Here is a 25,495-nt window from a genome sequence, read left to right as displayed (position 1 = left end):
TTCGTGTCCCCGCAGGGTCTCTCGATAGAGGACCCTGCGGACTATGGCCCCTAAATATTATTCATCCCATCGACTATAATAATTAGTTATCTCCGCATCAGGATGTACCACTCCGTCGATATAAAAAGCGGCGCTGCTATGAGGATAATCTGTAGATTGACTACCCAAACTCCATTTGCCGGTTACCGGGTTATTATGAATGTAAGCTAACTTTTGCTCCCAAAACTCATCACTATAAATAGCTTTCGCATCAAACGATGGCTCAAACACTTTATGCAACTGGCCTTTTGCTTTCTCCTTTTCCGAACAGGCGTTTGACAACGTGGTTAGCAACTGTTTGTTTTCCACTTCTTGCAGCTTTTTAATTAACCCATAAGCCATAAAACGTTTGGCATTTGCCATTAACTTATTTAGGTTAAGTTTTTCATCCGGAATATAAAGCAGCAAATGCACATGGTTAGGCATAATCACAAAAGCGAGGGTCTCTATACTATGCTTTTCGCGGATAAATGCCAGCCAGTTATAAACAAGACTATAGGAGTCTGTAATTTCGAATAGTGGCAACCATTTATAACAGGTAAAAGTAATGAACCAGGTTTGCTCGGTTAACTGATGCTGCGTTCTGATAGCCACGATTAAAAGTAACGATTATCTTTTAAACATTGTGGCTCGAATGTATGCAGGCGCAGGGTCCTCTGTCGAGAGACCCTGCGGGGACAGGAAATCATCGGATTATTCACCTCCTTCAATTATTGCTTTAGCGTTTGATTTAAAAAGTTTTATAATCATAGAATTCTTTTTTTTGATTACTGAGTCTCCTTTTTGGATTCTATTTTGATTAAAATCCCAATCCCTGTCTGATAAGTAATACTTAACCTTTTTTACAAAAATATAAGGCTCTCCTTTACTGGTATAATACACGCTATCTACTCTACCATTAAATTGATATTCGAGATTTTGATTTCTGGAAATTATAGTAGAATAAATTGTTAAAATTATTAATACAATACCAAACGTGAAAACAAAAGCCAGCGGCCACTTGGAATAGTTTTTATTTAGCATTTTCCTTATTAGTTTTTAAGTTCTCGCAGACTCTGCTTTCAAAAGGTTATTCCCTCCGAAAATCCTAACTTCACACCGATAGCCATTGGGGACGACATCCGAAATCATCGCACGTCTTCCATCTACTTCAAATACACATACGTAATCCCATCCCCGCCACGGTCGGCATGCTCGTCTTCCATCCGGTCGACTTCGCTGTATTTGCGCAGGTAATCGCGGATGAGCTTGCGCAGGATCCCGTCGCCCTTGCCGTGGATGATCTTGAGATTGCCAAAGCCCATCATAATGGCTTTATCCAGGTATTTTTCAATTTCGTACAAGGCTTCTTCGCCGCGCTTGCCCCGCACATCAATCTCCGGACTAAAATTTGCCAGCGATCCGGTATCGCCAGAGTAGGAGCGGCGCACTTCTTTCGGCACTTCCTTTTTCGATACCTTTTGCACCCGGTTCTTTTTAGCCACGGTGCGCAGGTCGCCAATGGCGATGATGAGGTTATCGCGCGCGATCTCCATGATCACGCCCGTGGTATCGCTGTCATTCAGCTTCACCCAGTCGCCAACCTTAAGCTCTTCGGCAGTGGGTTTAGGTGCGATGGGCTTAACGGTGTTCTTTTTTACCTCGTTGTTCAGCTTTTCGCGAAGCTCGCGGGTTTTTTCCTTATCGGCATTGCTGCTTTTAATTTCGGAGATGGTATTCTCAACCAGCTTATTCGCGTTCAGGATGATGTTTTTAGCTTCCTGTTTGGCCTCGCTTACCAGGGTGCGTTTGTTCTCTTCGTAATAAGCTTTTTGCTTTTCATTCTCGCGCAGCAGTTCGTTTGCACGGCGTTGTTGCTTTTCTAACTGTACCCTGGCCAGGTATAGTTCGTTCTTTTCACGTTCCAGGTCAATCAGCAGGGTATCCACCTTTTTCTGGCTGTCGCCGATCTTGTTTTTGGCCAAACTAAGCACTTCTTTCGGCAAACCTATTTTTTGCGCAATCTCAAAGGCGTAGCTGCTGCCTGGTTTACCCACTTCGAGCATGTAGAGCGGGCGCATCTCCTTGTTGTCGAACAGCATGGAGGCGTTTTGTAAACCGGCGGTATTGCTGGCGAATATCTTTAGGTTACTATAGTGCGTGGTCACCATGCCCTTTACCTTTTTATGGTTGAGCGATTCGAGGACGGCCTCGGCAATCGGGCCGCCAAACTGCGGGTCGGTACCGGTACCAAACTCGTCGATCAGGATAAGCGTTTTACCGTTGGCCTGCTCTACAAAATGTTTCATCTTGCTCAAGTGGGCGCTGTAGGTGCTGAGGTCGCTCTCTATCGATTGGTCATCGCCGATATCGACAAACAGCTGTTTAAATACGCCTGCCTCGCTGGTTTCGTGCGCAGGTATCAGCAAACCGGCCTGCACCATCATTTGCAGCAAACCAACGGTTTTCATACAAACCGATTTACCGCCGGCGTTCGGGCCCGATACCACGATGATGCGGTCCTGCTCATCGATCTGTACATTAAGGGGTACCACGGTTTTGTGTTCTTTTTTAAAGCTTAAAAACAGCAGCGGGTGGCGGGCATTCACCAGTTTAATACGGGCATCGTTATGTAAAACAGGCATTTGCGCCTCAATATCTATCGCAAACAAAGCCTTGGCACGCACAAAATCAAGCTTGGTTAATAAGCTGTGGTAAGATAGCAGGAGCGGGGTATGCGGGCGCAACTCGTCGGTAAGGGCGGTGAGTATCTTCACGATCTCGCGGCGGCGCTCAAACTCCAGGTCGCGTATTTTATTATTGAGCGAGAACACCTCATCGGGTTCCATATACACGGTTTGCCCCGACGCCGATTCATCATGAATAAAACCTTTCAGCTTGCGCTTGTTTTCTGCCAGCAGTGGTATGCACAGGCGTCCGTCGCGCACGGTCAGGCTGCCATCGGCCGTCCAGCCATTGCTGGTGGCATTCTTAAATATCTGGTCAATCTTGCGGCGCGCTTCCTGCTCTGCACGGGCAATGCCCGATGTGATCTCCATCAACTCGGCAGAGGCATTCGGCCTGATCTTTCCTTTCTGATCGATCACCCTGTCAATCTGTTTCAGGATAGTCCGTTCTATCGGCAGATGCTCAAATAAAGCTTCGAGATCGGGATACCGGCCTTCGCGTTCGTTAAAATAACTGATCACGGCAAATACCGTGGTAAGCGACGCCTGTATCTGAAAAAACTCTTCCTCGGTAAGGAATGCGCCTTCCAGCCGGGCTTTATTGGCCAGGCTTTTAATATCAAAAAAATGATGTATTGGCAGGGGTGAGTCGTTTTGCAGGATGTTTTTAAACTCCTGTGCCTGGCTCAAAAACTTGCGTATCTGGTCGTAATTGCTCATTACCTGTATACGGTCGACCATTTGCTGGCCCATGATGCTCAGGCAATGTGTTTTAATGAGTTCCTTTACCTCGGTAAAACCAAGTTTATCTACACTGTTATTGGGGTAAAGCATTTATTGCACCGGTATGAGTTTTCTGTTTTTAAATTTGATGGAGTTATGAAACTGTTGCAGTTTCTTCGCCTCGTCGGCACTTTTCCTGTTGGCAGCCATGATCGAATCCTGGATATGTTTTGCCCTGGCTGCAGCAAGCGAGTCGGCTTTCTTTTTAGCTTTGATCGAGTCGGCCACAAAGTTCGGATCCTTGTGTTTGATGGCGTCCAGGTGCGCTTTGATCTTTTTCAGCGAATCGAGCTTTTTGTTTAAACGTCGCTGCACGCCCTCGTATATCACATACAAAACATCAGGATGCTGCGAATAATAAAGCAGGCTGCGCCTGAAGGTAGCGCTATCGGTATGGTGCAGTTTAAAAACATCCGAATACAGCCCCATGCCATGTTTTAATATGCTATCTGGCTGATTGCTAATATTATACAAGCTTCCGTTGACGATATGGATATCGGTCAGTACCTCGGCTGTCTGGGGCATGGTCAGTCCGCCGGGATAGTCGCTGCTCTCGTTGCAGCTCATAAAAAAACATCCTGCACAAAAAAACAAGATGATATAAAAACGCATTCTGTAATTTAGCACCATTTAAAAGGTAAAATTACGCATTAATGAGTATTGCAGATAATATAAAAAATTTAAATGCCGAAACAGGCCGTGTCGGGGTGAAATTAGTAGCGGTATCCAAAACAAAACCGGTTGAGGATATTGAGGAAGCTTATGCCGCCGGCCAGCGCATTTTTGGCGAAAACCAAGTGCAGGAACTGGTTGAAAAGCACGAAAAGCTGCCAAAAGATATTCAATGGCACCTGATAGGCCACCTGCAAACCAACAAGGTAAAATATATAGCGCCTTTTATCAGCCTGATCGAATCGGTAGACAGCCTGAAACTTTTGCAGGAGATCAATAAGCAGGCATTAAAGAACGCCCGGGTAATTAACTGCCTGCTGCAGGTTTATATTGCCGACGAGGATACGAAGTTTGGTTTGGGCCATGACGAGCTTATCGAATTGTTGCGGTCGGACGAGTTTCGTGCGATGGAGAATGTGCGCATTATTGGCCTGATGGGTATTGCCACCAATACCGAAAACGAGAAGCAGATCAAGGATGAATTTTACGAGCTGAAGACGTTGTTCGATGGCATTAAAGTAAGTTTCTTCCGTAAGGATGATTATTTTAAAGAAGTATCGATGGGCATGTCGTCCGACTATAAGCTGGCCATTGAACAGGGCAGCACCATGGTGCGTTTAGGCAGTACCATTTTTGGTCAGCGGGTAATTAAGCATTGGAAAAATAATTAATAAGCACGCTAAGGCGGGAAGGCGCAAAGTTTTTCTTAGCGGCTTATGCGCCTTTGCGAGAAAAAATTGTAAAACGATAAAATTATATGCAAATAAACCTACGCGAAGCGAGAAGAGAAGATTGCCCAAGGCTGCTCGAACTGGTACACGAACTGGCCGTATTCGAAAAAGCTCCGCACGAAGTTGAGGTAAGCCTTGAAGAATTTGAAGATGCCGGCTTTGGCGCCAAACCCGTTTGGAAAGCTTTTGTGGTTGAGGCAGAGGGTTACATTGCAGGCTTTGCACTATACTACATCCGTTACTCAACCTGGAAAGGCAGGCGCGTGTACCTCGAAGACCTGATCGTTACCGAGAACATGCGCGGCAAAGGCCTGGGCAAACTGCTGTTCGACCGCATCGTACAGGAAACCAAAGAGCTGGGCTTTAGCGGTATGGTTTGGCAGGTGCTGGACTGGAACCAGCCCGCCATCGATTTCTACAAAAAATACGAAGCAGGTATCGAAGCCGGCTGGCTCAACGCGTCGTTAACCAAACAACAGGTACACAAGGCATGAAAATAAAAAGCTTGATATCGGTTTTGCTTTGTGCGATGATATTTTCGGCATGCTTTCATCCCAACCCGCCAAAGATTGTACCCAATATTACTGCGGATACGTTGCATTATACCTATCATGTTATTAAAGAACGTGCCGAGGATTGCGGTAACAAGCCCGACAGCGGCTGCAGCGTGGCTATGATTAAATATCCTGTGTTTAATAACCAGGATGTTTTAAACGATTCTGTAACCCAAAAGATATTGACCCTGTTCGATGCCCATCCCGATAAAGACCTGCAAACCCGCGCCAAACGTTTTATCGGCGAATATGTGGCATTTAAAAAAACAAAGAAACATTCGCTTCTGCCTTTTAGCCTTAACCTGTATGGCCAGGTTGTAAGGCAGGATTCGAGCCTGCTTACGTTAGAAACCGGTGGGTCAACCTTTTCGGGCAACGCGCACCCGATCGAACAAACCATATTTACCAATTGGAACACGGCCGCGCAAAAACAGATAGACCTGGACGATATTTTTATTAGAGGCTATTTGTCTAAGCTTACAAAAATTGCCGATAGTATCTTTCGCAAGAACGAGAACCTCAAGGATACATCATCGCTTGCGCGCGATTACTTTTTTAAGGGTAATAAATTCTCGCTTAACAATAACTTCCTGATCACACCTCTTGGTATCAGGTTTTTATACAACGAGTATGAGATCAAACCTTATGCTGCCGGGACGACTAACTTGTTCATCCCATACATAACAATCAAAACCTTGCTGAAACCACATACGGTTGTTAGCCAATATATTAAATAATGCAGGTATACAAATTCGGAGGCGCATCGGTAAAGGATGCTGCCGGTATCATTAACCTGGCCGAGATCATCCGCAAAAACAAGGATAAACAATTACTCATCGTGGTATCGGCCATGGGTAAAACCACTAACGCACTCGAGAAGCTCACCCGCGCTTATGTGGAGCAAAACGAGGAGATGCACGAGATGTTCGACGGGATCAAACAATATCACCACGATATCATGGCCAAATTATTTGCACCCAATCACCCGGTATTTGATGAGGTGAATAACACTTTCGTGGAGATAGAATGGGCGATAGAGGAAGAGCCTCACGATGATTTCGATTTTATTTACGATCAGATCGTATCCATCGGCGAGCTGGTATCAACACGGATCGTCAACGCTTACTTAAACCATTGCGGCATTAAAAGCCACTGGCTGGATGCCCGTGGCTGTATCCATACCGATAACACCTATCGCGAGGGTATGGTTGACTGGGACAATACCTGTAAAAGTATACAGCAGCAGTTGCCGAAGCTGTTGGAAAAAGGCGTTGTAATCACCCCGGGCTTTGTTGGCGGCACATCCGAAAATTTCACTACCACCCTTGGCCGCGAAGGCTCGGATTATACTGCTTCGATATTTGCGGCTTGCCTGAAGGCCGAATCGGTTACCATCTGGAAGGATGTGCCCGGCGTATTGAATGCCGACCCTAAATTATTCGCCGACACTAAAAAATACGATGAACTGTCCTACGCCGAGGCTATCGAGATGACTTATTATGGCGCCAGCGTAATTCATCCCAAAACCATCAAACCGCTGCAAAACGCCAATATACCTTTGCTGGTAAAACCCTTTATGCATCCCGATGAAGCCGGTACCATCATCCGCGAAAGCGATTTTATTACTTTTGACACCCCGGTAATCATTGTAAAGCCTAACCAGGTGCTGCTGTCAATCTCTACAAAAGACTACTCCTTTATATCCGAAAACCATTTGAGCGATATCTTCAGGGCGTTTGCACAATGCCATATTAAGGTAAATACCATGCAAAACTCGGCGCGTAGCTTTTCGGTATGTTTTGATTATGACGCCGAACGTTTTGAAAAGCTTCTAAAAATGTTTGAGCAGGATTTTCGCATCAAATACAACAACGGGCTTACGCTGATAACCGTGAGGCACTATAAACAGGAATTACTGAAAGGCCTCACCGCGGGTAAAGTAGTTTTATTAGAGCAACTGAGCCGTAATACGGTGCAAATGGTGGTGAAATAATAGCCCCACCCAACCGTCTCCAAAGGGAAAGGCTTTTAAAGATTGGGAAAGTCTCCCCTTAGGGGGTAGAGGGGCTGAAACATATCGCTTGTAAATGGGTTATTAAAACCAGATGACCCAATTGACCGAAAACGAACGGCGTTTACTGGCCGGAAAATTAAAGGCAAGCCGTGGCTTCCTGACACATTTTATTAAAATAGCAATGGTGCGGCCTGAAATGAGCCGGAGCTCTGTCGATAACGGCTATGCATTATTGCAATACCTCGAAAACATACCCGACGTACTGCCGCAAGGCTTTATGTTTGATGTAATTATCAAGATATATAACTATGGCAAGGATACCGGCCTCGATACCGAACCCGGCGTATTCTGGATTGCCTGGCAGGCCGAACTGAACGAAAACACCCTGGCTTATTGCACACATACACACAGCGTACTCGAAAACGGCGAGCGCGAAAAGATAGCTAAATATGAATACAAGTACCAGGTTTGGGACGATGGCGAGCGCATAGAAGAAGACATCCCTATGAACCTGGAAGATTATAAGGTGCCGTTTTTAAACAATGCAGCCAACCCACACAAATTCAGGCCGAAAGGCTCGTGGCTAAGCGCCAGTATTGTGTTTACCCCCTAACCCCCTAAAGGGGGGAATATAAAACGGCTTTAAAAGTCTCCCCTTTTAGGGGGAGATTTAGAGGGGGTTTCATACCTTTGCCCTCCATGAAAATAGCTATAAACGGTTTTGGCAGGATAGGCCGCATATTTCTAAGGCAGATACTGCAACACCAGAATATTGAGGTCGTGGCCATTAACGATCTGACGGATACCGCTACCCTTGCGCATTTATTTAAGTACGATTCGGTGCATCGCGGTTTTAAAGGCGGGGTTGATTTTGACGCCGATAACCTGATCATTAATGGTAAACGCATCCGTGTTATTGCCGAAAAAGACCCGGCACAACTCCCCTGGGGTAAAATGGGGATTGACCTGGTGGTCGAATCGACAGGCAAATTCACTTCACTGGCTGCTGCCGGCCAGCACCTGGCGGCAGGCGCTAAGCAGGTTATTATTTCAGCCCCTTCCGGCGATAAAGATGTGCCTACGGTAGTTTTAGGTGTGAACGACGGGCTGGTTGATCTGCGTTCGTCTATCTTATCAAACGCATCATGTACTACCAATAACGTAGCTACCATGGTGAAGGTTTTAGATGATAACTGGGGTATCATCGATGGTTATATCACCACCGTACACTCCATGACGGGCGACCAAAACCTGCACGACGCCCCGCATAAAGATCTTCGTCGTGCGCGTGCGGCTTCGGCATCTATCATACCTACAACAACAGGTGCGGCCAAGGCCATCACCTCCATCTTTCCGCATTTAAAAGGCAGGTTAGGCGGGGCAGGCATCCGCGTGCCGGTATTGAATGGCTCGCTTACCGACTTTACCTGCAGCCTGAAAACCACGCCCACCGTTGAAGAGATCAACGCGGCTTTTAAGCAAGCTTCGCAGGGGCCGATGCAAGATATACTGGAATATACCGAAGACCCGATCGTATCTGTCGACATACTGGATAACCCGCACAGTTGTATATTCGATTCAAAACTCACCTCGGTAGTAGGCGGCCTCGTAAAGGTTGTGGGATGGTACGATAACGAGATGGGATATTCGAGCCGTTTGGCTAATTTGGTAGAAGAAATAAGTCTGCTGAAATGATAAAATTTATACCTCTCGACGACGTTTTCGATATCCGCAACATCGTACTGCGCGAAGGAAAGTTACCACCGGGCCAGCCGCGTTTCCCGTCCGACGATGTAGAAGGCGCCTTTCACCTCGGCTATTTTGCAGGTGATACGTTGGCTTGTGTGGCATCATTTCACCCCGAAGCACGCGAACCCTATCAGGGTGTAGGTTACCAACTGCGTGGCATGGCTACTTTAGAAGAGTACCAGGGTAAAAATTTCGGAAACCAGCTCCTCAATTTTGCCATCGTTTACCTGCGCGGGCAAAAGGCCAACTATATCTGGTGCAATGCCCGTAAAAAAGCTTTGCGTTTTTATCAGAATATCGGCTTCGAAGTTATCTCGCCCGAGTTTGAAGTGCCGGGTATCGGCCCACATTATGTAATGTACCTCAAGATCCAGTAATCTCCGGGATTTTAGCTTCAATTCCGTATTGTGGAAATTACTGCAGAATTGGGAAAATAAATCCCCGCTTGTTATAACCGGGATTGTTTACTTCCCCTCGTATACAATGCCTGATTTGCCAACGATAGTAATGGTACCAGGGTTGGTCGGATCGTAATAAGCCGAAAAACTGATGGATTGTGTTTTATCGGCCAGCAGTAAATTGTATTGGGCCAGCGCAGCTTCGGCACTATCAAAAGTGTGTTCAAAATTAAAGCTGCGTACAATCTCAATTTTGGTCACGGCAACATGGTTAATCACCGTATCTTTCATGGTTTTGTTGATGTTGTTCAAATTGTCGTCGACCCAGTTATAAGCGTTTACCCCGCCGGCAGTCATCGAATGGAAATCCATGTTTTTAAGGTAACTTGCCGAAAAATCTTCTTTAAAATGTACCGCATACGATTTTCTCAGGCTTTCAGTCTGCGTCAGCAGTACCACGTCCTCGTTATACACAATGTTTAAAGTAGCACCGGTAAGCGATATACTGAGGTGCTGATCGGGCATAACGGCGTTTGCGCCGGTAAACTGCCCGGCAGCGGGTGCTTGCTGCTGGTTATTGCTTCCTGTTTCAGTGTGGGTTGCCGTGGTTGATGTCGTATCGCGTGTATTGGGGCCATCAATATCATATACTTGTTTTTTGCAGCTTGCCAGTGCCAAAACAATAAAAGAAAAAAGCAACAGGTTTCTCATACCGGTGGTTATCGTCTGCGCAGAATAAGGCAATTGTTGTACCATATATTTATGCAGGTGTTACCTAACTGTGAATAAACAGGTGTGCCGGGTAATTTTTTTAACGTTTTATTACCGGCTTTAGTAATAATTTCAGAATTTGGCTCCCGTTCACTTTAATTGGCAACATAAACTATGAAAACGATAGATCAGATAAAATTTGCGGGAAAAAAAGCTTTAATCAGGGTTGATTTTAACGTACCCCTCGATGAAAACTTTAATATTACCGACGATAACCGGATGACGGCCGCGTTGCCAACCATTAACAAAATATTGAAAGATGGTGGTTCGGTTATCCTGATGTCGCACCTGGGCAGGCCTAAAGACGGCCCGACAGATAAATACTCGCTGAGACACGTGGTGAAACACTTGTCGGACCTGTTAGGTCAGCAGGTCGAATTTGCTGACGATTGCATCGGTGAACAGGCCATAGAAAAAGCAAAGGCATTACAGCCTGGCGAGGTTTTATTGCTGGAAAACCTGCGTTTTTATAAAGAAGAAGAAAAAGGCGATGTGGCTTTTGCCGAAAAGCTCTCGAAATTGGGCGATGTTTATGTAAACGATGCCTTTGGCACCGCACACCGCGCACATGCCTCAACGGCGGTTATCGCGCAGTTCTTCCCTGATGCCAAATACTTCGGTTACCTGATGGCTGCTGAGCTTGACAATGCCGAAAAGGTATTGAACGGCGCTGCAAAACCTTTCACGGCTATCATGGGCGGTTCCAAAGTTTCGGATAAGATATTACTCATTGAGCGTTTGCTGGATAAAGTAGATAACCTCATTATCGGCGGCGGTATGGCTTATACTTTTGCTAAAGCGGATGGCGGCACGATCGGTAAATCGCTGGTGGAGTTAGATAAACTCGACCTGGCAACATCCATCGTACAAAAAGCAAAAGAGAAAGGCGTTAAATTATACCTGCCTACCGATACAGTGATTGCCGATGCCTTTGCCAACGATGCCAACAAAGAAGTAGCGCCAACCAAGGCCATTAAAGACGATTGGATGGGCCTGGATATCGGCCCCGAAACTGCCAGGGCTTTTAGCAAGGTGGTTGAAGAATCGAAAACTATTTTGTGGAACGGCCCTATGGGCGTTTTCGAAATGGAAAGCTTCCTGGTAGGCACCAAAGCTATTGCCGATGCGGTAGTAAAAGCTACCGAAGCAGGCGCCTTCTCGCTGATCGGTGGCGGAGATTCGGCTGCTGCGGTTGCCAAGTTCGGCCTTACCGATGAGGTAAGCTACGTATCTACCGGCGGCGGCGCTTTGCTCGAGTATATGGAAGGTAAAGAACTACCCGGCGTTAAAGCCATCAACGAATAAAGAAACAATATTTAGCAGTAAAGGCTGTATGGTTTTGATGCCGTACAGCCTTTGTTATTGTTATGGAACCACGTATTTACATCGAAACACCCCGGTTATTGCTGCGCGATTGGATCCTGTCTGATCACCAGGTTTTTATTGATATGAATAAGGACGAACGGGTAATGGAATTCTTCCCTTCGGTACTGAATGATGAAGAAACCCTGGCCAGTATCGGCAGGATAGCCACGCAGATGGATGATCTCGGTTACGGTTTATATGCAGTACAGCGTAAGGATGATGGCCGTTTTATCGGTTTTACGGGTTTTTACCTTACCTGTTTCGAAAGCCATTTTACGCCCTGTGTCGAAATAGGCTGGCGTTACAGCGTTGACGATTGGGGGCAGGGATTTGCCACTGAGGCAGCTTTGGCCTGCCTTGACTATAATAAAAAGATACTAAAGATCAAGGATATCTATTCTTTCACGGCGGTACTTAACAAACGCTCCGAACGAGTAATGCAAAAGATAGGGATGCAATACCAGGGCACTTTCGATCATCCGGATATTGCCGAAGGCCATCCTTTAAGGCCACATGTACTGTACCGGTATTGATCTGCCGGCAGCTTTGGGTTACCAATACTTTTCTTATTTTTACCATTATACTGAATTCATTCAATATCATTTCATGAAAAAACTCTTTGTTTTTATTCTCGGCCTTGCAACTACCGGTGCTTTCGCCCAGGGCTTTACCGCGCCCGATGCACAATACATCAAAGACAACTATACCAAAACCGAATACCAGATACCCATGCGCGATGGCAAAAAGCTGTTCACATCGGTATACGTGCCTAAGGATCAATCGAAGAAATATCCCTTTATGATGGACCGCACCTGCTACAGCGTTGCGCCTTATGGTGCAGGTTATAAAAGTGCGCTTGGCCCGTCATCAGCCTTTGTGCACGATGGATACATTTTTGTCTACCAGGATGTACGCGGCCGCTGGATGAGCGAGGGTATTTACGAAGAGATGACGCCCGAACTGGAAGATCATTCATCGCCAAAAAAAATCGATGAGGGGACCGATACTTACGATACCATCGACTGGCTGCTCAAAAATATCCCGAACAACAACGGCAAGGTAGGGGTATGGGGCATCTCGTACCCGGGCTTTTATACTACCACTGCGTTGCTGAGCCGCCATCCGGCTTTAGTTGCAGCATCGCCACAGGCCCCGATTGCCGATTTATGGCGCGATGACGGCTGGCACAACGGCGCTTTCTTTTTGGTGGCCAACTTTGGTTTTTATCCGGGCTTTACCAACCGTCAGGATGATAAGCCTACCCAGCGCCGCGGCGGCAGGTTTGACCCGGGTACCGAAGACGGTTACGACTTTTTTATGAAGATGGGCCCGATGAAAAACACCAACGATAAGTATTATAAAGATACCATCCGTTTGTGGAACGAAATGATGGATCACCCCGATTATGACGATCACTGGAAGGCCCGTAACGTGCTTTATCACCTCCACGACATCAAAACAGCGGTACTGGTTACAGGCGGCTGGTACGATGCCGAGGATCTGTATGGCGCTATCAATACCTATAAAACCCTTGTCAAAAACAATCCGCATACGCCGATCTATTTTACGATGGGGCCGTGGGTGCATGGCGGCTGGGCACGCGGTGCGGGCGATCATCTAGGCGATATTGATTTTGGCGGCCCGACCGGCCCGCATTACCGCAACGACATCGAGTTTAACTTTTTTAGCCATTACCTGAAGGAAACACCATTAGCCCTTGCCCCGGTAAATACTTTTGAAACCGGCACCAATACCTGGAAAACCTACAACGTTTGGCCGCCGGCCCCCTTTACCGAGAAAAACCTTTACCTGTTACCGGGCGGAAAGCTGTCTTTCAGCGCTCCTGATAAAAAAGGTAAAGATAGTTACGATGAATATGTATCCGACCCGGCTAACCCGGTTCCGTTCATTGCCGACCGTAACCAGACGATGGATATGCAGCGCGAATACATGACCGCCGATCAACGCTTTCTGGCCGGTCGTAAAGATGTACTGAGCTATCAAACCGATGTGCTCGATCATGATGTCACCATCGCCGGTAATATCTGGGCAAACCTGCATGTATCCACCACCGGTACCGACGCGGATTTTGTGGTAAAGGTGCTGGATGTTTACCCCGATACCGCATCAAACAATAAGTTTACAGGTAAGGATGTAAAAATGGCGGGCTACCAGCAAATGGTGCGCAGCGAGCCTATCCGTGGTAAGTACCGCAACAACATCAGCAAGCCTGAGCCATTCGTCCCCGGCAAGGTAACCGAAGTTAAATGGGAACTGCAGGATGTGCTGCACACCTTTAAAAAAGGGCACCGCATTATGGTACAGGTACAAAGCACCTGGTTCCCCCTCATCGATCGTAACCCGCAACAGTTCCTGGATATCATGAAAGCTAAGGATTCGGATTTTGTCAAAGCTACCGAACGGGTGTATACATCGGGTGCAAACCCAAGCTTTATTAAAGTGAGGGTGTTGTAAAGAATACTTTATTAGTTTTGTCATCTCGACCAACGGGAGAGATCTTCTGCTGTAGATAAGTATAGAACAGAAGGTCCCTCACTATGTCGGGATGACATTTTTATTTTAACCGCGATGCACAAATTCTTATTCGGTATACTTATCCTAAGCCTGTTAAGCTCCTGCAATACCGCTGCCCAGGTCATCATCCCGCCCGAAAACCCCATCCAGCCCAAACGTGAGTTCCGTGGTGTCTGGATAGCGACTGTCGAGAATATCGACTGGCCGAAAAAGCAGAATGAAACATCAGACGAGCAGCAACAGGAACTGGTTTCGATTTTAGATGAACATCAAAAGGAAGGTATCAACGCCGTGATGTTCCAGGTGCGGCCGGCTGCCGATGCTTTTTATGCCAAGGGCCGCGAACCCTGGTCAAAATACCTCAACGGCACACAAGGCAAAGCCCCCGATCCGTTTTACGACCCACTGGAATTTGCCATTAACGAAGCGCATAAGCGCGGTATGGAACTGCACGCCTGGTTTAACCCTTACCGGGCAACCAAAAACCTCGATACCAATAGCCTGGCTGCTAACCATATCACCCGGCTGCATCCCGAATGGTTTTTTATTTATGGTAATCAGAAATTGTTTGATCCGGGTATACCCGGGGTGCGCGAGTATATTGTTAAAGTGATACTGGATGTGGTGGATAATTACGACGTGGACGGCGTTCACATGGACGATTATTTTTACCCGTACCATGTAGCCGGTCAAACGCTTAAGGACTCGGCAACTTTTGCTAAATACGGTGCAGGTTTTACCGATATCGGCGACTGGCGACGTGATAATGTGAACAAGCTCATAAAAATGCTGAACGACAGTATCCACGCACATAAACCGCGTATGAAGTTTGGCCTGAGCCCGTCGGGCGTGTGGGCCAACAAAAGCCAGAACCCCGAAGGCTCGGATACCCGTGGCGGTGATTCATATTACGCGCTTTACGCCGACTCCAAAAAATGGGTGCAGGAAAACTGGGTTGATTATATCAACCCGCAGATATACCGTGTGCTGGGCGCCGATGATGTTGCTTTTGATAAGGTGATGGACTGGTGGACGGATCACACGTACAATCGCCATTTGTACATCGGTATGGGGCCGTACCGTATTATCGAAAATAAACTGCAAGGTTTTAAGGAGCCTACGCAGTTCCCGTACCAGATCAGGTACCTGCGTGCCAACCCGAGGGTGCAGGGGAGCGTGTATTTTAGCTCAAAATCATTGCTGGCCAATCCGCTTGGTTTTAGCGATTCGCTTAAGAACAATTACTACCGTTACCCGGCCCTGCCGCCGGTAATGCTCTGGCGCGATTCCATCGCACCTAAAACTCCGCGCGGGCTAACCGCAAAGGCCGATACCAGTGGTGTTAAGCTGAACTGGAAAGCCCCGTTGCCGGCTAAGGATGGCGAACCTGTGTATGGATACGTGATCTATCGCTACAGTGGTAAGGATACTATCAATGTGGACAATCCAAAGTATATCTTACACATCCAATACAGCACCGAAGTTGCTTACGAGGATAAAACAGCGCAAAAAGGCAATAGTTATATCTATGTGGTTACTGCCATTGATAGGCTGAAGAACGAGAGTGAACACTCGGCGCCTATCCTCATAACCTTACACTGACGGATAATTTACAGCATTTAACGGCTCGATACTACCACTTCTTCCCACCAAAGTGGGAATTTCATACAAAAACATCTAAAACTAAACCCCGGTTCATTTTTGAGCCGGGGGTTTTTTGTTGCTGTAAATCCCTGGAAATGACTTAAAGTGGGACAAAAAATTAATTTTCAAGATGTTGAAAACTTTTAGTGGGAAAATGTGGTAATAAGTGGAGAATGTATTTACTTTTACATATCAAAATAATGCCGACTTGTATCTATGTCCCATTTTTTAGGTGAATTTGATTGTAAACTGGATGCCAAAGGGCGGATGATGATCCCCGTGGGCCTCAAAAAACAGCTCCCCGGAGCTGAAAACGAGGGGCTTGTGATCAACCGTGGATTTGAAAAGCACCTGGTGATCTACACCCGGAAAGAGTGGGATAAAATAGTCGACGATTTGAGCAAGTTGAACCAATACGAGAAGAAAACCCGCGAGTTCATCAGGTATTTTACCCGTGGCGCTTCTGAGCTGACGCTGGATAGCGCCGGCCGTGTACTGTTGCCGAAGGCTTTAACCGAGTATGCGGGCATTGGCTCCGATGTAACGCTGGCCTGCCAGTTTAACAAGATCGAGGTTTGGGCTACCGATGCTTACGAAGCGCAGATGGATAACGAGCCCGAAAACTTTGCCAACCTGGCCGAAGAGGTGATGGGTGGCGCAGGAAGGAGGAGTGATGACTGAGTATCATAACCCGGTTATGTTGGCCGAATGTATCGAGGGTTTGGCCATTAAACCGGCCGGTACTTATGTGGATGTGACGTTTGGTGGCGGTGGCCACTCGCGCGAGATACTAAAGCATTTGGGCGCAGGTGGTAAACTGGTTGCCTTTGATCAGGATATCGATGCACAGCAGAATATGATCGATGATGATCGGTTTGAGCTGGTTGATCAGAACTTCAGGTACCTGAAAAACTTTTGCCGTTTGCATGGTGCGATACCTGCCGATGGTATCCTGGCCGATCTGGGCGTTTCCTCACATCAGTTTGATGTTCCGGAGCGTGGTTTTTCGACCCGGTTTGACGGGGAGTTGGATATGCGCATGGATCAATCGGCAAAGCTCACTGCCAAAGAAGTGGTGAATACTTACGATGAAGCTGATCTGCACCGCATCTTCGGGATGTACGGCGAGATCCAGAATGCCAGATCGCTGGCACGGGTGATCGCTACAGCAAGATTAAACCAACCGATCAATACAATCGCTGATCTGAAAAGTGCAATCGCCGGTTTGGTACCGCGTGGTAAGGAAAATAAATATCTGGCGCAGGTTTTTCAGGCCATGCGTATCGAGGTGAACCAGGAACTGGAAGCATTGCAGGAGTTTTTGCAGCAGTCGGTTGATGTTTTAGGGCAGGGCGGCCGGTTGGTAGTAATGTCGTACCACTCGCTGGAGGATCGCCTCGTGAAAAACTTTATGGCCAAAGGCAAATTCAGCGGCGAGCTGGAAAAAGATATTTATGGTAATGATAGCCGTCCGTTCGACGTGGTGTCGCGAAAGGCGATAACCGCTACGGATGAAGAAATAAAAACCAATAACAGGGCACGCAGCGCCAAATTACGCATAGCAGTAAAAAGATGACGAACCGTTTACGCGAAGAGATCAGGGAAGAAGAGGAGCAGCAGGAGAAGGAGCTGGTGGTTGAGGAGCGTGCGCCAAAGGTCGCCCCGGAAAACTTTTTTACGCAGTTTCTGAAAAACGGGGTTGTTACCACCGAGTCGGCTACCCGGGCGTTGCCTTTTATGTTGTACCTGGCTTTATTGGCTATGATCTATATCGCTAATAAACACCTGGCCGAAAAAAATGTGCGCCTGATTGACAAGCTGGGTAAAGAAGTAAAGGAACTGAATTTTGATTTTAAATCGACCAAGGCCGACCTCGCTTATAAAACAACATTAACAGAGGTGGCCAAACGGGTAGATACATTGGGAATAAAAGAATCGCTTACGCCACCACAAAAACTAACGGTTGAGGAGGATGACGACAAATGAATATCAGAACTAACATATTGCTCCGGGTTTACCTTGCATTTGGGCTGATCGTGATATTTGCCGCGGCCGTTGTTGTGCAGCTGTGCCGCGTGCAGTTTGTGCAGGGTAAAAAGTGGAAGGCCATGGCCGATAGCATGTCGACCCGTTATGTTAATGTAGAAGCGGCGCGCGGTAATATTTTTTCGGTTGATGGCAGTTTATTGGCTACATCGGTGCCTGAGTATGAACTGCATATGGATATGCTGGCGGGCGGTATTGCCGAGGATAAAGTGTTTTATCAAAAGGTCGACTCGCTGGCGATGAAGCTATCGCAGTTTTTTGGCGATAAATCGGCCACCTACTATTCGCGCATGCTGCGCGATGCGCGTAGCGATAGTTCCCGTTACGAGCTGATCCGCCGTACGGTGAGCTACCAGGACTTAAAGCAGATACGCAAGTTCCCTATTTTCAATATGGGTAAATATAAGGGCGGCTTGATCGTGGTCGCCAAGAACAAACGCATTCTGCCTTTTCGCTCGCTGGCTGCGCGTACCATTGGTTATAAAAACGAGAATATTAAAAACCCGGTTGGCCTTGAAGGTGCTTACTCAAACTATATCAACGGCGAAAACGGCAAACGCCTGATGCAGCGCATTGCGGGTAATGTGTGGATACCGGTAAATAACGATGAAGAAGAAGAAATAACTGCTAAGGATGGCTCGGATATTATCTCGACTATTGATGTAAACTTTCAGGATGTGGCCGAACGTGCCCTGAAAAAGCAACTGATCAAAAGCCAGGCCGACCATGGTTGTGTGATACTGATGGAAGTTGCTACAGGCGAAATTCGCGCGATTGCCAACTATACCAAAGTTGCCGATGGTGAATATGCCGAGAAGTTGAACTATGCCATCAGCGAATCGGCCGAGCCGGGCTCGACCTTTAAGCTGGCAACCTATATGACGGCTATCGAGCAGCATAAGATCGATACCAACACATTGGTTGATTGCGAAGGCGGGCAAACCAAGTTATATAACAAGATCATCCGCGACTCGCACCTGGGTAATAACGTGATCACAGTGATGACCGCGTTCGAAAAATCATCCAACGTAGCAGCTGCCAAACTGATCTATCAGCATTATAAAGATAACCCGTCGCAGTTTACCGACCAGTTATACTCGTATCACCTGAACGACAAGCTGGGTTTGCAGATACCGGGTGAAGGCCAGCCATTGATCAAAACGCCAAAGAGTAAAAGCTGGTCGCCGCTTTCGCTTCCGCAGATAGCCTATGGTTACGAGTCGAAGCTGACGCCGTTACAAACGCTTACCTTTTATAACGCGGTTGCCAATAACGGTAAAATGATTGCGCCGCTTTTTGTACGGGAGATCAGGAACCTGGGTAATACTGTCGAGCATTTCCAGGCCAGGGTGATCAATCATAAAATATGTTCGGATGTGACCCTGAGCAAGGTAAAAGTGATGCTGAACAACGTGGTAGAGTATGGCAGCGGTAAAACTACCGTTCGCAGCGATCTGTACAAAGTGGCCGGTAAAACGGGCACGGCGCAAGTTGCCGATGGTAAGTTAGGATATAAGAATAAGGTTTATCAGTCGTCGTTCTGCGGGTATTTCCCGGCCAATCATCCCAAATACAGCCTCATCGTGGTGATCAACAAGCCGCTGGGCGCTTACTACGGTGCAGAGGTTGCGGGCCCGGTTTTCAGGGAACTGGCCGACAGGGTTTTTGCCCGCGATCTGGATGTTAACCAAAATAGCACGCTCCGCCTGGTTGGCAATACGCAAATGCCTAAACCAAAGTTGGGCGACCGTAAGGCTGCAGCAGAGGTTTATACCAAACTGGGTATCAAGCCGCTTTATGCCTCGAATAATGCAGCAACTACCGGTGTAGATACCAGCAACGGTATCGCGATGGACGATGTAAAATATAAAAATGGATACGTGCCCGATGTTACCGGGATGGGCCTGAGTGATGCCTTGTATGTGCTGGGCAATGCCGGTTACAAAGTTGGCGTTCGCGGAAGCGGAACGGTAACGAAACAGTCGGCCATTGGCGGAAGTTATATGCCCAAAGGGACAAAAATTTTAATAGAACTGCAATGAGATATCTGAGCGACATATTAAAAAATGTGCCCGCAACCGAGTTGCAGGGGGCGTATGACGTGGAGATTGAGTCTATTGTGTTCGATTCGCGCCAGGTTAAACAGGGTTCGCTGTTTGTAGCGGTACGTGGCACCGTGGTTGATGGGCACGATTATATTGAACAAGCTGTTAAAGATGGCGCCGTAGCTGTAGTATGTGAGGACTTGCCGGGACATACCGCTGGTGAGGTTGATTTTATCATGGTGGCCGATTCGTCGGTAGCGCTCGCGCAATTAGCCGCTAATTTTTACGATCAGCCATCGGCAAAGCTAAAATTGGTTGGCGTTACCGGCACTAACGGTAAAACTACGGTAGCTACGTTGCTATATCAGCTGTTTCACGAGTTAGGTTATAAGTGTGGGTTGTTATCGACAGTTGAGAACCAGATCAACGGCGAGATCATCCCGTCGACCCATACCACGCCCGACCCGGTTGAGCTGAACCGTTTGCTGGATGACATGGTGAACAAAGGCTGCGAATACTGCTTTATGGAAGTAAGCTCGCACGCTGTGGTACAACACCGGGTAACCGGGGTGACTTTTGCCGGTGGCATCTTTACCAATCTGACACACGATCATCTCGATTATCATAAAACCTTTGAGAACTATCTCAAGGCTAAAAAAACATTCTTTGATGGCTTGCCAAAAAACGCGTTTGCATTAACCAACGCCGACGATAAAAACGGCAGTGTGATGCTGCAAAATACCAGAGCCAAAAAGAAAAGCTATGCCTTAAAAAGCATGGCCGATTACAAAGCTAAAATACTTGAAAACCAGTTCGGCGGCCTGTTACTGACTATCGATAACGAAGAAGTTTGGTTTAAGATGGTGGGTAGCTTTAATGCTTATAACCTGCTGGCAGTTTACTCGGCAGCAAGGTTGCTGGGGCAGGATAAGCAATCGGTATTAACCGCTTTAAGCAATTTGAAAGGGGCCGAAGGCAGGTTTGATTATATCATCTCGCCAAACAAGATAGTTGGGATCATCGATTATGCCCACACGCCTGATGCCGTGCAGAATGTATTGAGCACTGTGCACGATATCCGCAAAGGCAATGAAAAAGTGATCACCATCATAGGCTGCGGCGGCGACAGGGATAAAACCAAACGCCCGGTAATGGCTAAAACAGCCTGCCAGTGGAGCGATAAAGTGATCCTGACTTCGGATAACCCGCGAAGCGAAGACCCGGAACAGATCATCAGGGACATGCAGGCAGGTGTCGGCCCGGCCGATCAGCGTAAAACGCTAAGCATAACTGACAGGCGAGAGGCAATCAGGACTGCTTGCCATTTGGCCGAGCCGGGTGATATTATCGTTCTCGCAGGAAAAGGCCATGAAAAATATCAAGAAATAAAAGGTGTAAAAAATCACTTTGACGATAAAGAAGAGTTGACCAATGCTTTTAACCAATTAGCCCAATAAGATATGCTGTATTACCTGTTCAACTACATCGATCACAATTTCAGCATACCGGGCGCGGGTGTGTTTCAGTACATTACGTTTCGCACTGCAATGGCTGTGATATTCTCGTTGTTTATTACCACAGTGTATGGTCGCAGGCTGATCGATTATATCCGCTACAAACAGGTGGGCGAAACTATCCGTAACCTGGGTTTGGAAGGCCAGATGCAAAAACAAGGTACCCCGACAATGGGGGGTATCATCATTTTGCTGGGTATACTGGTGCCAACATTATTGTTCGCTAAGCTGGAGAATGTATATGTGATCCTGATGATCATTACCACGGTTTGGCTGGGCGCAATTGGCTTTTTAGATGATTACATCAAAGTATTTAAAAAGAATAAAGAAGGTTTAGCAGGTAAGTTCAAAATTATTGGCCAGGTGGGTTTAGCATTGATCATTGGTTATACCATGTATTTTAACCAGAGCATCCTGATCCGCCAGGAAGTAAAGTTGCCGGTAAAGAATGACCTGGTGGTCGATTATCACCTGCGCGGTAATCATGCAGTGTATACCCAGGATGTAAAATCGACCAAAACCACAATGCCGTTTTACAAGAACAACGAGTTCGATTATGGCAAGGTGCTTAAAATATTTGGCCACGGATACGAGAATTATACCCTGGTGGTATTCCTGTTCTTTGTGATCACCATTATCACCTTTATATCGAACGGGGCCAACATTACCGACGGGATAGACGGGCTCGCGACGGGAACGTCGGCCATTATCGGGATAACACTGGCCATACTGGCCTATGTATCCGGTAACACGGTTATCGCCGACTATCTCAACATCATGTACATCCCCAATTCGGGCGAGCTGGTGGTATTTGCAGGTGCTTTTGTTGGCGCATGTGTGGGCTTTTTGTGGTACAATTCGTATCCGGCGCAGGTGTTTATGGGCGATACCGGCAGCCTGGCCATAGGTGGCATCATCGCTGCATTTGCTATCATGATCCGCAAGGAGCTGATGCTGCCTGTACTGGCAGGCATATTCGTAGTCGAAAATTTTTCGGTGGTGATACAGGTTTCGTGGTTCAAATACACCAAGAAGAAATTTGGCGAGGGCAGGCGTGTATTCCTGATGGCGCCGCTGCACCATCACTTTCAAAAAAGGGGTTTTCATGAAGCTAAGATCGTTACCCGGTTCTGGATCATCGGGATCATCCTGGCGGTGATAACTGTGATAACGTTGAAACTAAGGTAAAAAGCCCCCTAACCCCCTAAAGGGGGAACTGAATAGCATAAAGAGATAATAGAGAAATAGAAAAGAATTAAAAATGTCAAACGCCAATCAACAACCTAATCAAAAGTTCCCCCTTCAGGGGGCGGAGGTGGCTGTGCGTTTGGTTGTGCTTGGCGCGGGAGAGAGCGGGGCCGGTGCGGCATACCTGGCGCAGCAAAAAGGCTATGACGTTTTTGTGTCGGATTTTGGTGCGATAGCAGACAAATACAAATCGCAGCTGCAGCAATGGGGTATTCCTTTCGAGGAGCAGCAGCATACCGAGGATGAGATCTTATCGGCAACCGAGGTAGTGAAAAGCCCGGGCATACCCGATAAGGCCCCGATAGTAAAGAAGCTGATCGAAAAAGGCGTGCCCGTTATTTCGGAGATCGAATTTGCGGCAAGGTATACCGATGCCAGGATGATCTGCATCACCGGTTCGAACGGCAAGACGACCACAACCAGCCTCACCTATCACATCCTGAAAAACGCAGGATTGAATGTGGGTCTGGCAGGCAACATCGGTAAAAGTTTTGCTTACCAGGTGGCTACCGAAAGTTTTGAGTACTATGTGTTAGAGATCAGCAGCTTTATGCTCGATAATATGTACAGGTTTAAAGCTGATATGGCGGTGTTGTTAAACATCACGCCCGACCACCTCGACAGGTACGAGTACAAAATGGAGAATTACGTGGCCTCGAAGTTTCGCATTGCGCAAAACCAGACCGCCGACGACTATTTCATTTACTGTGCCGATGATCCCGAAACGATCAAGGGCATGGAAGGTAAAGAGTTTAAGGCGCAGTTGCTGCCATTCTCGATAGAAAAAATAGTAGAACCGGGAGCATATCTCGATAACCAGGATATCATTATAAACACTTCAAAAGCACATTTTAAAATGTCAATCACAGAGCTGGCCCTGCAGGGTAAACACAACATTTACAACTCGATGGCTTCGGGAATCTTAGCCAAAGTGCTCGATATCCGCAGCAAAACATTGCGCGATAGTATGGCCGATTTTCAAAATATCGAACACCGTTTGGAGTTTGTTGCCAAGATATCCGGCATCAGCTTTATCAACGATTCGAAGGCCACCAACGTTAACTCGACCTGGTACGCGCTGGAAAGCATGAGCACCGACGTGGTTTTGATATTGGGCGGTGTTGACAAGGGTAATGATTACTCGATGCTGCGCGACCTGGTGCGCCAAAAGGTAAAAGCCATTGTTTGCCTGGGTAAGGATAACAAACGCATCCACGATGCTTTTGAAGATGATGTGGATATTATCGTAAACACTTCCTCCGCTTCGGAAGCTGCGATGGTAGCATACCATCTGGCTAAGAAAGGCGATACTGTTTTACTGTCGCCGGCCTGTGCGAGTTTTGATCTGTTTAAGAATTACGAGGACAGGGGCAACCAGTTTAAACGCGCTGTGAAAGAATTATAAAATGTGCAAATGTGAGGATGTGCAGATGTGCAAATGAAGAAATAAAGAATTAATCGGTGTAATCAGAAATAACGATCGGTGAAATCAAAGCAAAATGCAGGCAATACAAATAGATAATATTTTCAGTAAAACCAAGGGCGATCGCTGGATATGGCTCATTGTCGTGCTGTTGTCGATGATATCGCTGCTGGCGGTTTATAGTTCTATCGGCACGCTGGCCTACAAACGCGGCGTTGGGGCCGAATCAATTTTGATGAAGCACCTGGCGATGGTTGTAGGCGGCATTGCACTGATGTATATCTCGCACAAGCTGGATTACCGGTATTATGCGGGTATCTCCAAAGTGCTGATGATCCTGACGATCCCTTTATTGATGTATACGCTGGTATTCGGTAGTCATGTTAACGACGCCAGTCGCTGGATAGCTATCCCGGGGACGGGCTTAAGCTTCCAGACATCCGATTTGGCTAAGCTGGCACTGATCACTTACCTGGCCCGTACCTTATCGCGCAAGCAGGAGAATATAAAAGATGTAAAGCAATCTTTCATCCCGATCATGGGTTCGGTTTGCGTGGTGTTTATTTTGATCGCGCTGGCTAACCTTTCGACGGCACTGATGTTGTTCGGCGTAAGCATTTTGCTGCTCATCATGGGCCGTATCAGTATCAAGCAAATTGCGGTTACCTGCCTGGCGGGTTTGGTATTGCTGACGGGTGTGGTAATGTTCGGGCCGCGCCGTAAAACTTATGCATCGCGTATCCACTCGTATATGCATCCCGAAAAGGTAAGCAAGGACAAAAACTTCCAGTCGGACCACGCTAAAATAGCCATTGCCACCGGCGGGTTGTTTGGTAAGGGCCCTGGTAAAAGTACAGAGAAGAATATCCTGCCCGAGTCGTACTCGGATGAGATATACGCCATCATTGTTGAGGAATATGGTTTGGCAGGCGGTTTTGCACTGGTAGGGCTTTACTTGTTCCTGTTGTATCGCTGCATCCGCATTGTAACAAAAGCACCAAAAGCGTTCGGGGCCTTGCTGGCGGCGGGGCTGAGCTTTAGCTTAACCATACAGGCTTTTGCCAATATGGCTATCGCGACAGGTATGGGGCCGGTGACAGGTGTGCCGCTGCCGCTGGTTAGTATGGGCGGTACCTCTATCCTGTTCACCAGCGTAGCTTTCGGTATTATTTTATCGGTAAGCCGCGATAATGACGAAGGTAATAAAGTAGTAGTAGGCGAGATACGAGAAGTTTAAATGTGCAAATGATTAAATGTGCAGATGTGCAAATGAATAATAAATCGGTGTAATCAAATAG

The 25,495-nt window shown here is 47.1% G+C and carries 24 protein-coding genes; 19 read left to right on the top strand and 5 right to left on the bottom strand.

The genetic code is table 11. The annotated features are described in order from the left end of the window. Positions 1-57: 57 nt before the first annotated feature. The 4 genes from BEL04_RS15880 to BEL04_RS15865 all read right to left on the bottom strand — a co-directional run bounded on the left by BEL04_RS15880 (position 58) and on the right by BEL04_RS15865 (position 4,055). Positions 58-633, bottom strand: a complete 576-nt coding sequence (locus tag BEL04_RS15880; RefSeq protein WP_066005770.1) for a transposase — start codon at positions 631-633, stop codon at positions 58-60. Positions 634-732: 99 nt separating this feature from the next. Continuing rightward, positions 733-1,062 (bottom strand): hypothetical protein, encoded by a 330-nt coding sequence (locus BEL04_RS15875; protein ID WP_066005769.1) that lies wholly within the window; start codon positions 1,060-1,062, stop codon positions 733-735. Between the two features lie 122 nt (positions 1,063-1,184). Further along, positions 1,185-3,539 (bottom strand): endonuclease MutS2, encoded by a 2,355-nt coding sequence (locus BEL04_RS15870; protein WP_066005768.1) that lies wholly within the window; start codon positions 3,537-3,539, stop codon positions 1,185-1,187. Next, the gene (locus BEL04_RS15865; RefSeq protein WP_175404095.1) at positions 3,540-4,055 is read right to left on the bottom strand and encodes a DUF4296 domain-containing protein; all 516 of its coding nucleotides are present in this window, start codon (positions 4,053-4,055) and stop codon (positions 3,540-3,542) included. It lies immediately after the preceding gene. 86 nt (positions 4,056-4,141) lie between these two features. Here BEL04_RS15865 and BEL04_RS15860 point away from each other — a divergent pair, with 86 nt between their 5' ends. The 7 genes from BEL04_RS15860 to BEL04_RS15830 all read left to right on the top strand — a co-directional run bounded on the left by BEL04_RS15860 (position 4,142) and on the right by BEL04_RS15830 (position 9,585). Further along, the gene (locus tag BEL04_RS15860; protein ID WP_066005766.1) at positions 4,142-4,831 is read left to right on the top strand and encodes a YggS family pyridoxal phosphate-dependent enzyme; all 690 of its coding nucleotides are present in this window, start codon (positions 4,142-4,144) and stop codon (positions 4,829-4,831) included. A gap of 86 nt (positions 4,832-4,917) precedes the next feature. Then, the gene (locus tag BEL04_RS15855) at positions 4,918-5,385 is read left to right on the top strand and encodes a GNAT family N-acetyltransferase (RefSeq protein ID WP_066005765.1); all 468 of its coding nucleotides are present in this window, start codon (positions 4,918-4,920) and stop codon (positions 5,383-5,385) included. Next, on the top strand, positions 5,382-6,182 hold the full coding sequence (locus BEL04_RS15850) for a DUF3298 and DUF4163 domain-containing protein (RefSeq protein ID WP_066005764.1): 801 nt from the start codon (positions 5,382-5,384) through the stop codon (positions 6,180-6,182). The genes BEL04_RS15855 and BEL04_RS15850 overlap by 4 nt, the downstream gene beginning before the upstream one ends. Beyond that, the gene (locus tag BEL04_RS15845; protein ID WP_066005763.1) at positions 6,182-7,438 is read left to right on the top strand and encodes an aspartate kinase; all 1,257 of its coding nucleotides are present in this window, start codon (positions 6,182-6,184) and stop codon (positions 7,436-7,438) included. The genes BEL04_RS15850 and BEL04_RS15845 overlap by 1 nt, the downstream gene beginning before the upstream one ends. Positions 7,439-7,550: 112 nt before the next feature. Beyond that, complete coding sequence (locus tag BEL04_RS15840) at positions 7,551-8,072, top strand: hypothetical protein (protein ID WP_066005762.1); 522 nt, start codon at positions 7,551-7,553, stop codon at positions 8,070-8,072. An 86-nt stretch (positions 8,073-8,158) separates the two neighbouring features. After that, positions 8,159-9,154, top strand: coding sequence for a type I glyceraldehyde-3-phosphate dehydrogenase (gap, locus tag BEL04_RS15835; protein WP_066005761.1), 996 nt, complete (start codon positions 8,159-8,161; stop codon positions 9,152-9,154). After that, the gene (locus tag BEL04_RS15830; protein WP_066005760.1) at positions 9,151-9,585 is read left to right on the top strand and encodes a GNAT family N-acetyltransferase; all 435 of its coding nucleotides are present in this window, start codon (positions 9,151-9,153) and stop codon (positions 9,583-9,585) included. The genes gap and BEL04_RS15830 overlap by 4 nt, the downstream gene beginning before the upstream one ends. 87 nt (positions 9,586-9,672) lie before the next feature. On the opposite strand, the gene BEL04_RS15825 is transcribed toward BEL04_RS15830, so the two are convergent. Next, the gene (locus BEL04_RS15825) at positions 9,673-10,362 is read right to left on the bottom strand and encodes a hypothetical protein (protein ID WP_066005759.1); all 690 of its coding nucleotides are present in this window, start codon (positions 10,360-10,362) and stop codon (positions 9,673-9,675) included. Positions 10,363-10,491: 129 nt separating this feature from the next. On the opposite strand from BEL04_RS15825, the gene pgk reads away from it, so the two are divergent. From pgk to BEL04_RS15765, 12 genes are all read left to right on the top strand, one after another. After that, on the top strand, positions 10,492-11,682 hold the full coding sequence (pgk, locus tag BEL04_RS15820; protein ID WP_066005758.1) for a phosphoglycerate kinase: 1,191 nt from the start codon (positions 10,492-10,494) through the stop codon (positions 11,680-11,682). Positions 11,683-11,744: 62 nt separating this feature from the next. Further along, positions 11,745-12,275, top strand: coding sequence for a GNAT family N-acetyltransferase (locus tag BEL04_RS15815; RefSeq protein WP_066005757.1), 531 nt, complete (start codon positions 11,745-11,747; stop codon positions 12,273-12,275). A gap of 73 nt (positions 12,276-12,348) precedes the next feature. After that, positions 12,349-14,217, top strand: a complete 1,869-nt coding sequence (locus tag BEL04_RS15810) for a CocE/NonD family hydrolase (RefSeq protein WP_066006241.1) — start codon at positions 12,349-12,351, stop codon at positions 14,215-14,217. Between the two features lie 114 nt (positions 14,218-14,331). Beyond that, positions 14,332-15,879, top strand: a complete 1,548-nt coding sequence (locus BEL04_RS15805; protein WP_066005756.1) for a glycoside hydrolase family 10 protein — start codon at positions 14,332-14,334, stop codon at positions 15,877-15,879. 258 nt (positions 15,880-16,137) lie between these two features. After that, complete coding sequence (gene mraZ, locus BEL04_RS15800; RefSeq protein WP_066005755.1) at positions 16,138-16,602, top strand: division/cell wall cluster transcriptional repressor MraZ; 465 nt, start codon at positions 16,138-16,140, stop codon at positions 16,600-16,602. Continuing rightward, positions 16,595-17,497, top strand: a complete 903-nt coding sequence (gene rsmH, locus BEL04_RS15795; protein ID WP_066006240.1) for a 16S rRNA (cytosine(1402)-N(4))-methyltransferase RsmH — start codon at positions 16,595-16,597, stop codon at positions 17,495-17,497. The genes mraZ and rsmH overlap by 8 nt, the downstream gene beginning before the upstream one ends. Continuing rightward, entirely contained in the window at positions 17,494-17,907 is a 414-nt protein-coding gene (locus BEL04_RS15790; RefSeq protein WP_066005754.1) for an FtsL-like putative cell division protein, read from the top strand. Before rsmH ends, BEL04_RS15790 begins: the two co-directional genes overlap by 4 nt. Then, positions 17,904-20,009, top strand: a complete 2,106-nt coding sequence (locus tag BEL04_RS15785) for a penicillin-binding protein (protein WP_066005753.1) — start codon at positions 17,904-17,906, stop codon at positions 20,007-20,009. Before BEL04_RS15790 ends, BEL04_RS15785 begins: the two co-directional genes overlap by 4 nt. Beyond that, positions 20,006-21,469 (top strand): UDP-N-acetylmuramoyl-L-alanyl-D-glutamate--2,6-diaminopimelate ligase, encoded by a 1,464-nt coding sequence (locus BEL04_RS15780; protein WP_066005752.1) that lies wholly within the window; start codon positions 20,006-20,008, stop codon positions 21,467-21,469. Before BEL04_RS15785 ends, BEL04_RS15780 begins: the two co-directional genes overlap by 4 nt. Before the next feature lie 3 nt (positions 21,470-21,472). Next, the gene (gene mraY / locus BEL04_RS15775) at positions 21,473-22,714 is read left to right on the top strand and encodes a phospho-N-acetylmuramoyl-pentapeptide-transferase (protein WP_066005751.1); all 1,242 of its coding nucleotides are present in this window, start codon (positions 21,473-21,475) and stop codon (positions 22,712-22,714) included. Between the two features lie 73 nt (positions 22,715-22,787). Continuing rightward, positions 22,788-24,179 carry a UDP-N-acetylmuramoyl-L-alanine--D-glutamate ligase gene (gene murD, locus BEL04_RS15770; RefSeq protein ID WP_083227954.1) on the top strand — a complete coding sequence of 464 codons (1,392 nt, stop codon included), beginning with the start codon at positions 22,788-22,790 and terminating at the stop codon, positions 24,177-24,179. A gap of 94 nt (positions 24,180-24,273) precedes the next feature. Further along, positions 24,274-25,434 (top strand): FtsW/RodA/SpoVE family cell cycle protein, encoded by a 1,161-nt coding sequence (locus tag BEL04_RS15765; RefSeq protein ID WP_066005750.1) that lies wholly within the window; start codon positions 24,274-24,276, stop codon positions 25,432-25,434. Positions 25,435-25,495: the final 61 nt, after the last annotated feature.

Source organism: Mucilaginibacter sp. PPCGB 2223 (assembly GCF_001705515.1).
Lineage (GTDB): Bacteria > Bacteroidota > Bacteroidia > Sphingobacteriales > Sphingobacteriaceae > Mucilaginibacter.
The sequence above is the reverse complement of the archived record's forward strand: the minus strand, read 5'-3'. Positions and strand labels throughout refer to the sequence as shown.

Excerpts from the sequence above, each read along its gene's own strand:
- BEL04_RS15865 (WP_175404095.1), bottom strand. The coding sequence starts at position 4,055 with ATGAGCTGCAACGAGAGCAGCGACTATCCCGGCGGACTGACCATGCCC.
- BEL04_RS15765 (WP_066005750.1), top strand. The coding sequence starts at position 24,274 with ATGCAGGCAATACAAATAGATAATATTTTCAGTAAAACCAAGGGCGAT.
- rsmH (WP_066006240.1), top strand. The coding sequence starts at position 16,595 with ATGACTGAGTATCATAACCCGGTTATGTTGGCCGAATGTATCGAGGGT.
- BEL04_RS15855 (WP_066005765.1), top strand. The coding sequence starts at position 4,918 with ATGCAAATAAACCTACGCGAAGCGAGAAGAGAAGATTGCCCAAGGCTG.
- BEL04_RS15790 (WP_066005754.1), top strand. The coding sequence starts at position 17,494 with ATGACGAACCGTTTACGCGAAGAGATCAGGGAAGAAGAGGAGCAGCAG.
- mraZ (WP_066005755.1), top strand. The coding sequence starts at position 16,138 with ATGTCCCATTTTTTAGGTGAATTTGATTGTAAACTGGATGCCAAAGGG.
- BEL04_RS15780 (WP_066005752.1), top strand. The coding sequence starts at position 20,006 with ATGAGATATCTGAGCGACATATTAAAAAATGTGCCCGCAACCGAGTTG.
- BEL04_RS15870 (WP_066005768.1), bottom strand. The coding sequence starts at position 3,539 with ATGCTTTACCCCAATAACAGTGTAGATAAACTTGGTTTTACCGAGGTA.
- BEL04_RS15805 (WP_066005756.1), top strand. The coding sequence starts at position 14,332 with ATGCACAAATTCTTATTCGGTATACTTATCCTAAGCCTGTTAAGCTCC.
- BEL04_RS15850 (WP_066005764.1), top strand. The coding sequence starts at position 5,382 with ATGAAAATAAAAAGCTTGATATCGGTTTTGCTTTGTGCGATGATATTT.
- BEL04_RS15785 (WP_066005753.1), top strand. The coding sequence starts at position 17,904 with ATGAATATCAGAACTAACATATTGCTCCGGGTTTACCTTGCATTTGGG.
- pgk (WP_066005758.1), top strand. The coding sequence starts at position 10,492 with ATGAAAACGATAGATCAGATAAAATTTGCGGGAAAAAAAGCTTTAATC.
- gap (WP_066005761.1), top strand. The coding sequence starts at position 8,159 with ATGAAAATAGCTATAAACGGTTTTGGCAGGATAGGCCGCATATTTCTA.
- BEL04_RS15875 (WP_066005769.1), bottom strand. The coding sequence starts at position 1,062 with ATGCTAAATAAAAACTATTCCAAGTGGCCGCTGGCTTTTGTTTTCACG.
- mraY (WP_066005751.1), top strand. The coding sequence starts at position 21,473 with ATGCTGTATTACCTGTTCAACTACATCGATCACAATTTCAGCATACCG.
- BEL04_RS15845 (WP_066005763.1), top strand. The coding sequence starts at position 6,182 with ATGCAGGTATACAAATTCGGAGGCGCATCGGTAAAGGATGCTGCCGGT.
- BEL04_RS15840 (WP_066005762.1), top strand. The coding sequence starts at position 7,551 with ATGACCCAATTGACCGAAAACGAACGGCGTTTACTGGCCGGAAAATTA.
- murD (WP_083227954.1), top strand. The coding sequence starts at position 22,788 with ATGTCAAACGCCAATCAACAACCTAATCAAAAGTTCCCCCTTCAGGGG.
- BEL04_RS15825 (WP_066005759.1), bottom strand. The coding sequence starts at position 10,362 with ATGGTACAACAATTGCCTTATTCTGCGCAGACGATAACCACCGGTATG.
- BEL04_RS15860 (WP_066005766.1), top strand. The coding sequence starts at position 4,142 with ATGAGTATTGCAGATAATATAAAAAATTTAAATGCCGAAACAGGCCGT.
- BEL04_RS15810 (WP_066006241.1), top strand. The coding sequence starts at position 12,349 with ATGAAAAAACTCTTTGTTTTTATTCTCGGCCTTGCAACTACCGGTGCT.
- BEL04_RS15830 (WP_066005760.1), top strand. The coding sequence starts at position 9,151 with ATGATAAAATTTATACCTCTCGACGACGTTTTCGATATCCGCAACATC.
- BEL04_RS15815 (WP_066005757.1), top strand. The coding sequence starts at position 11,745 with ATGGAACCACGTATTTACATCGAAACACCCCGGTTATTGCTGCGCGAT.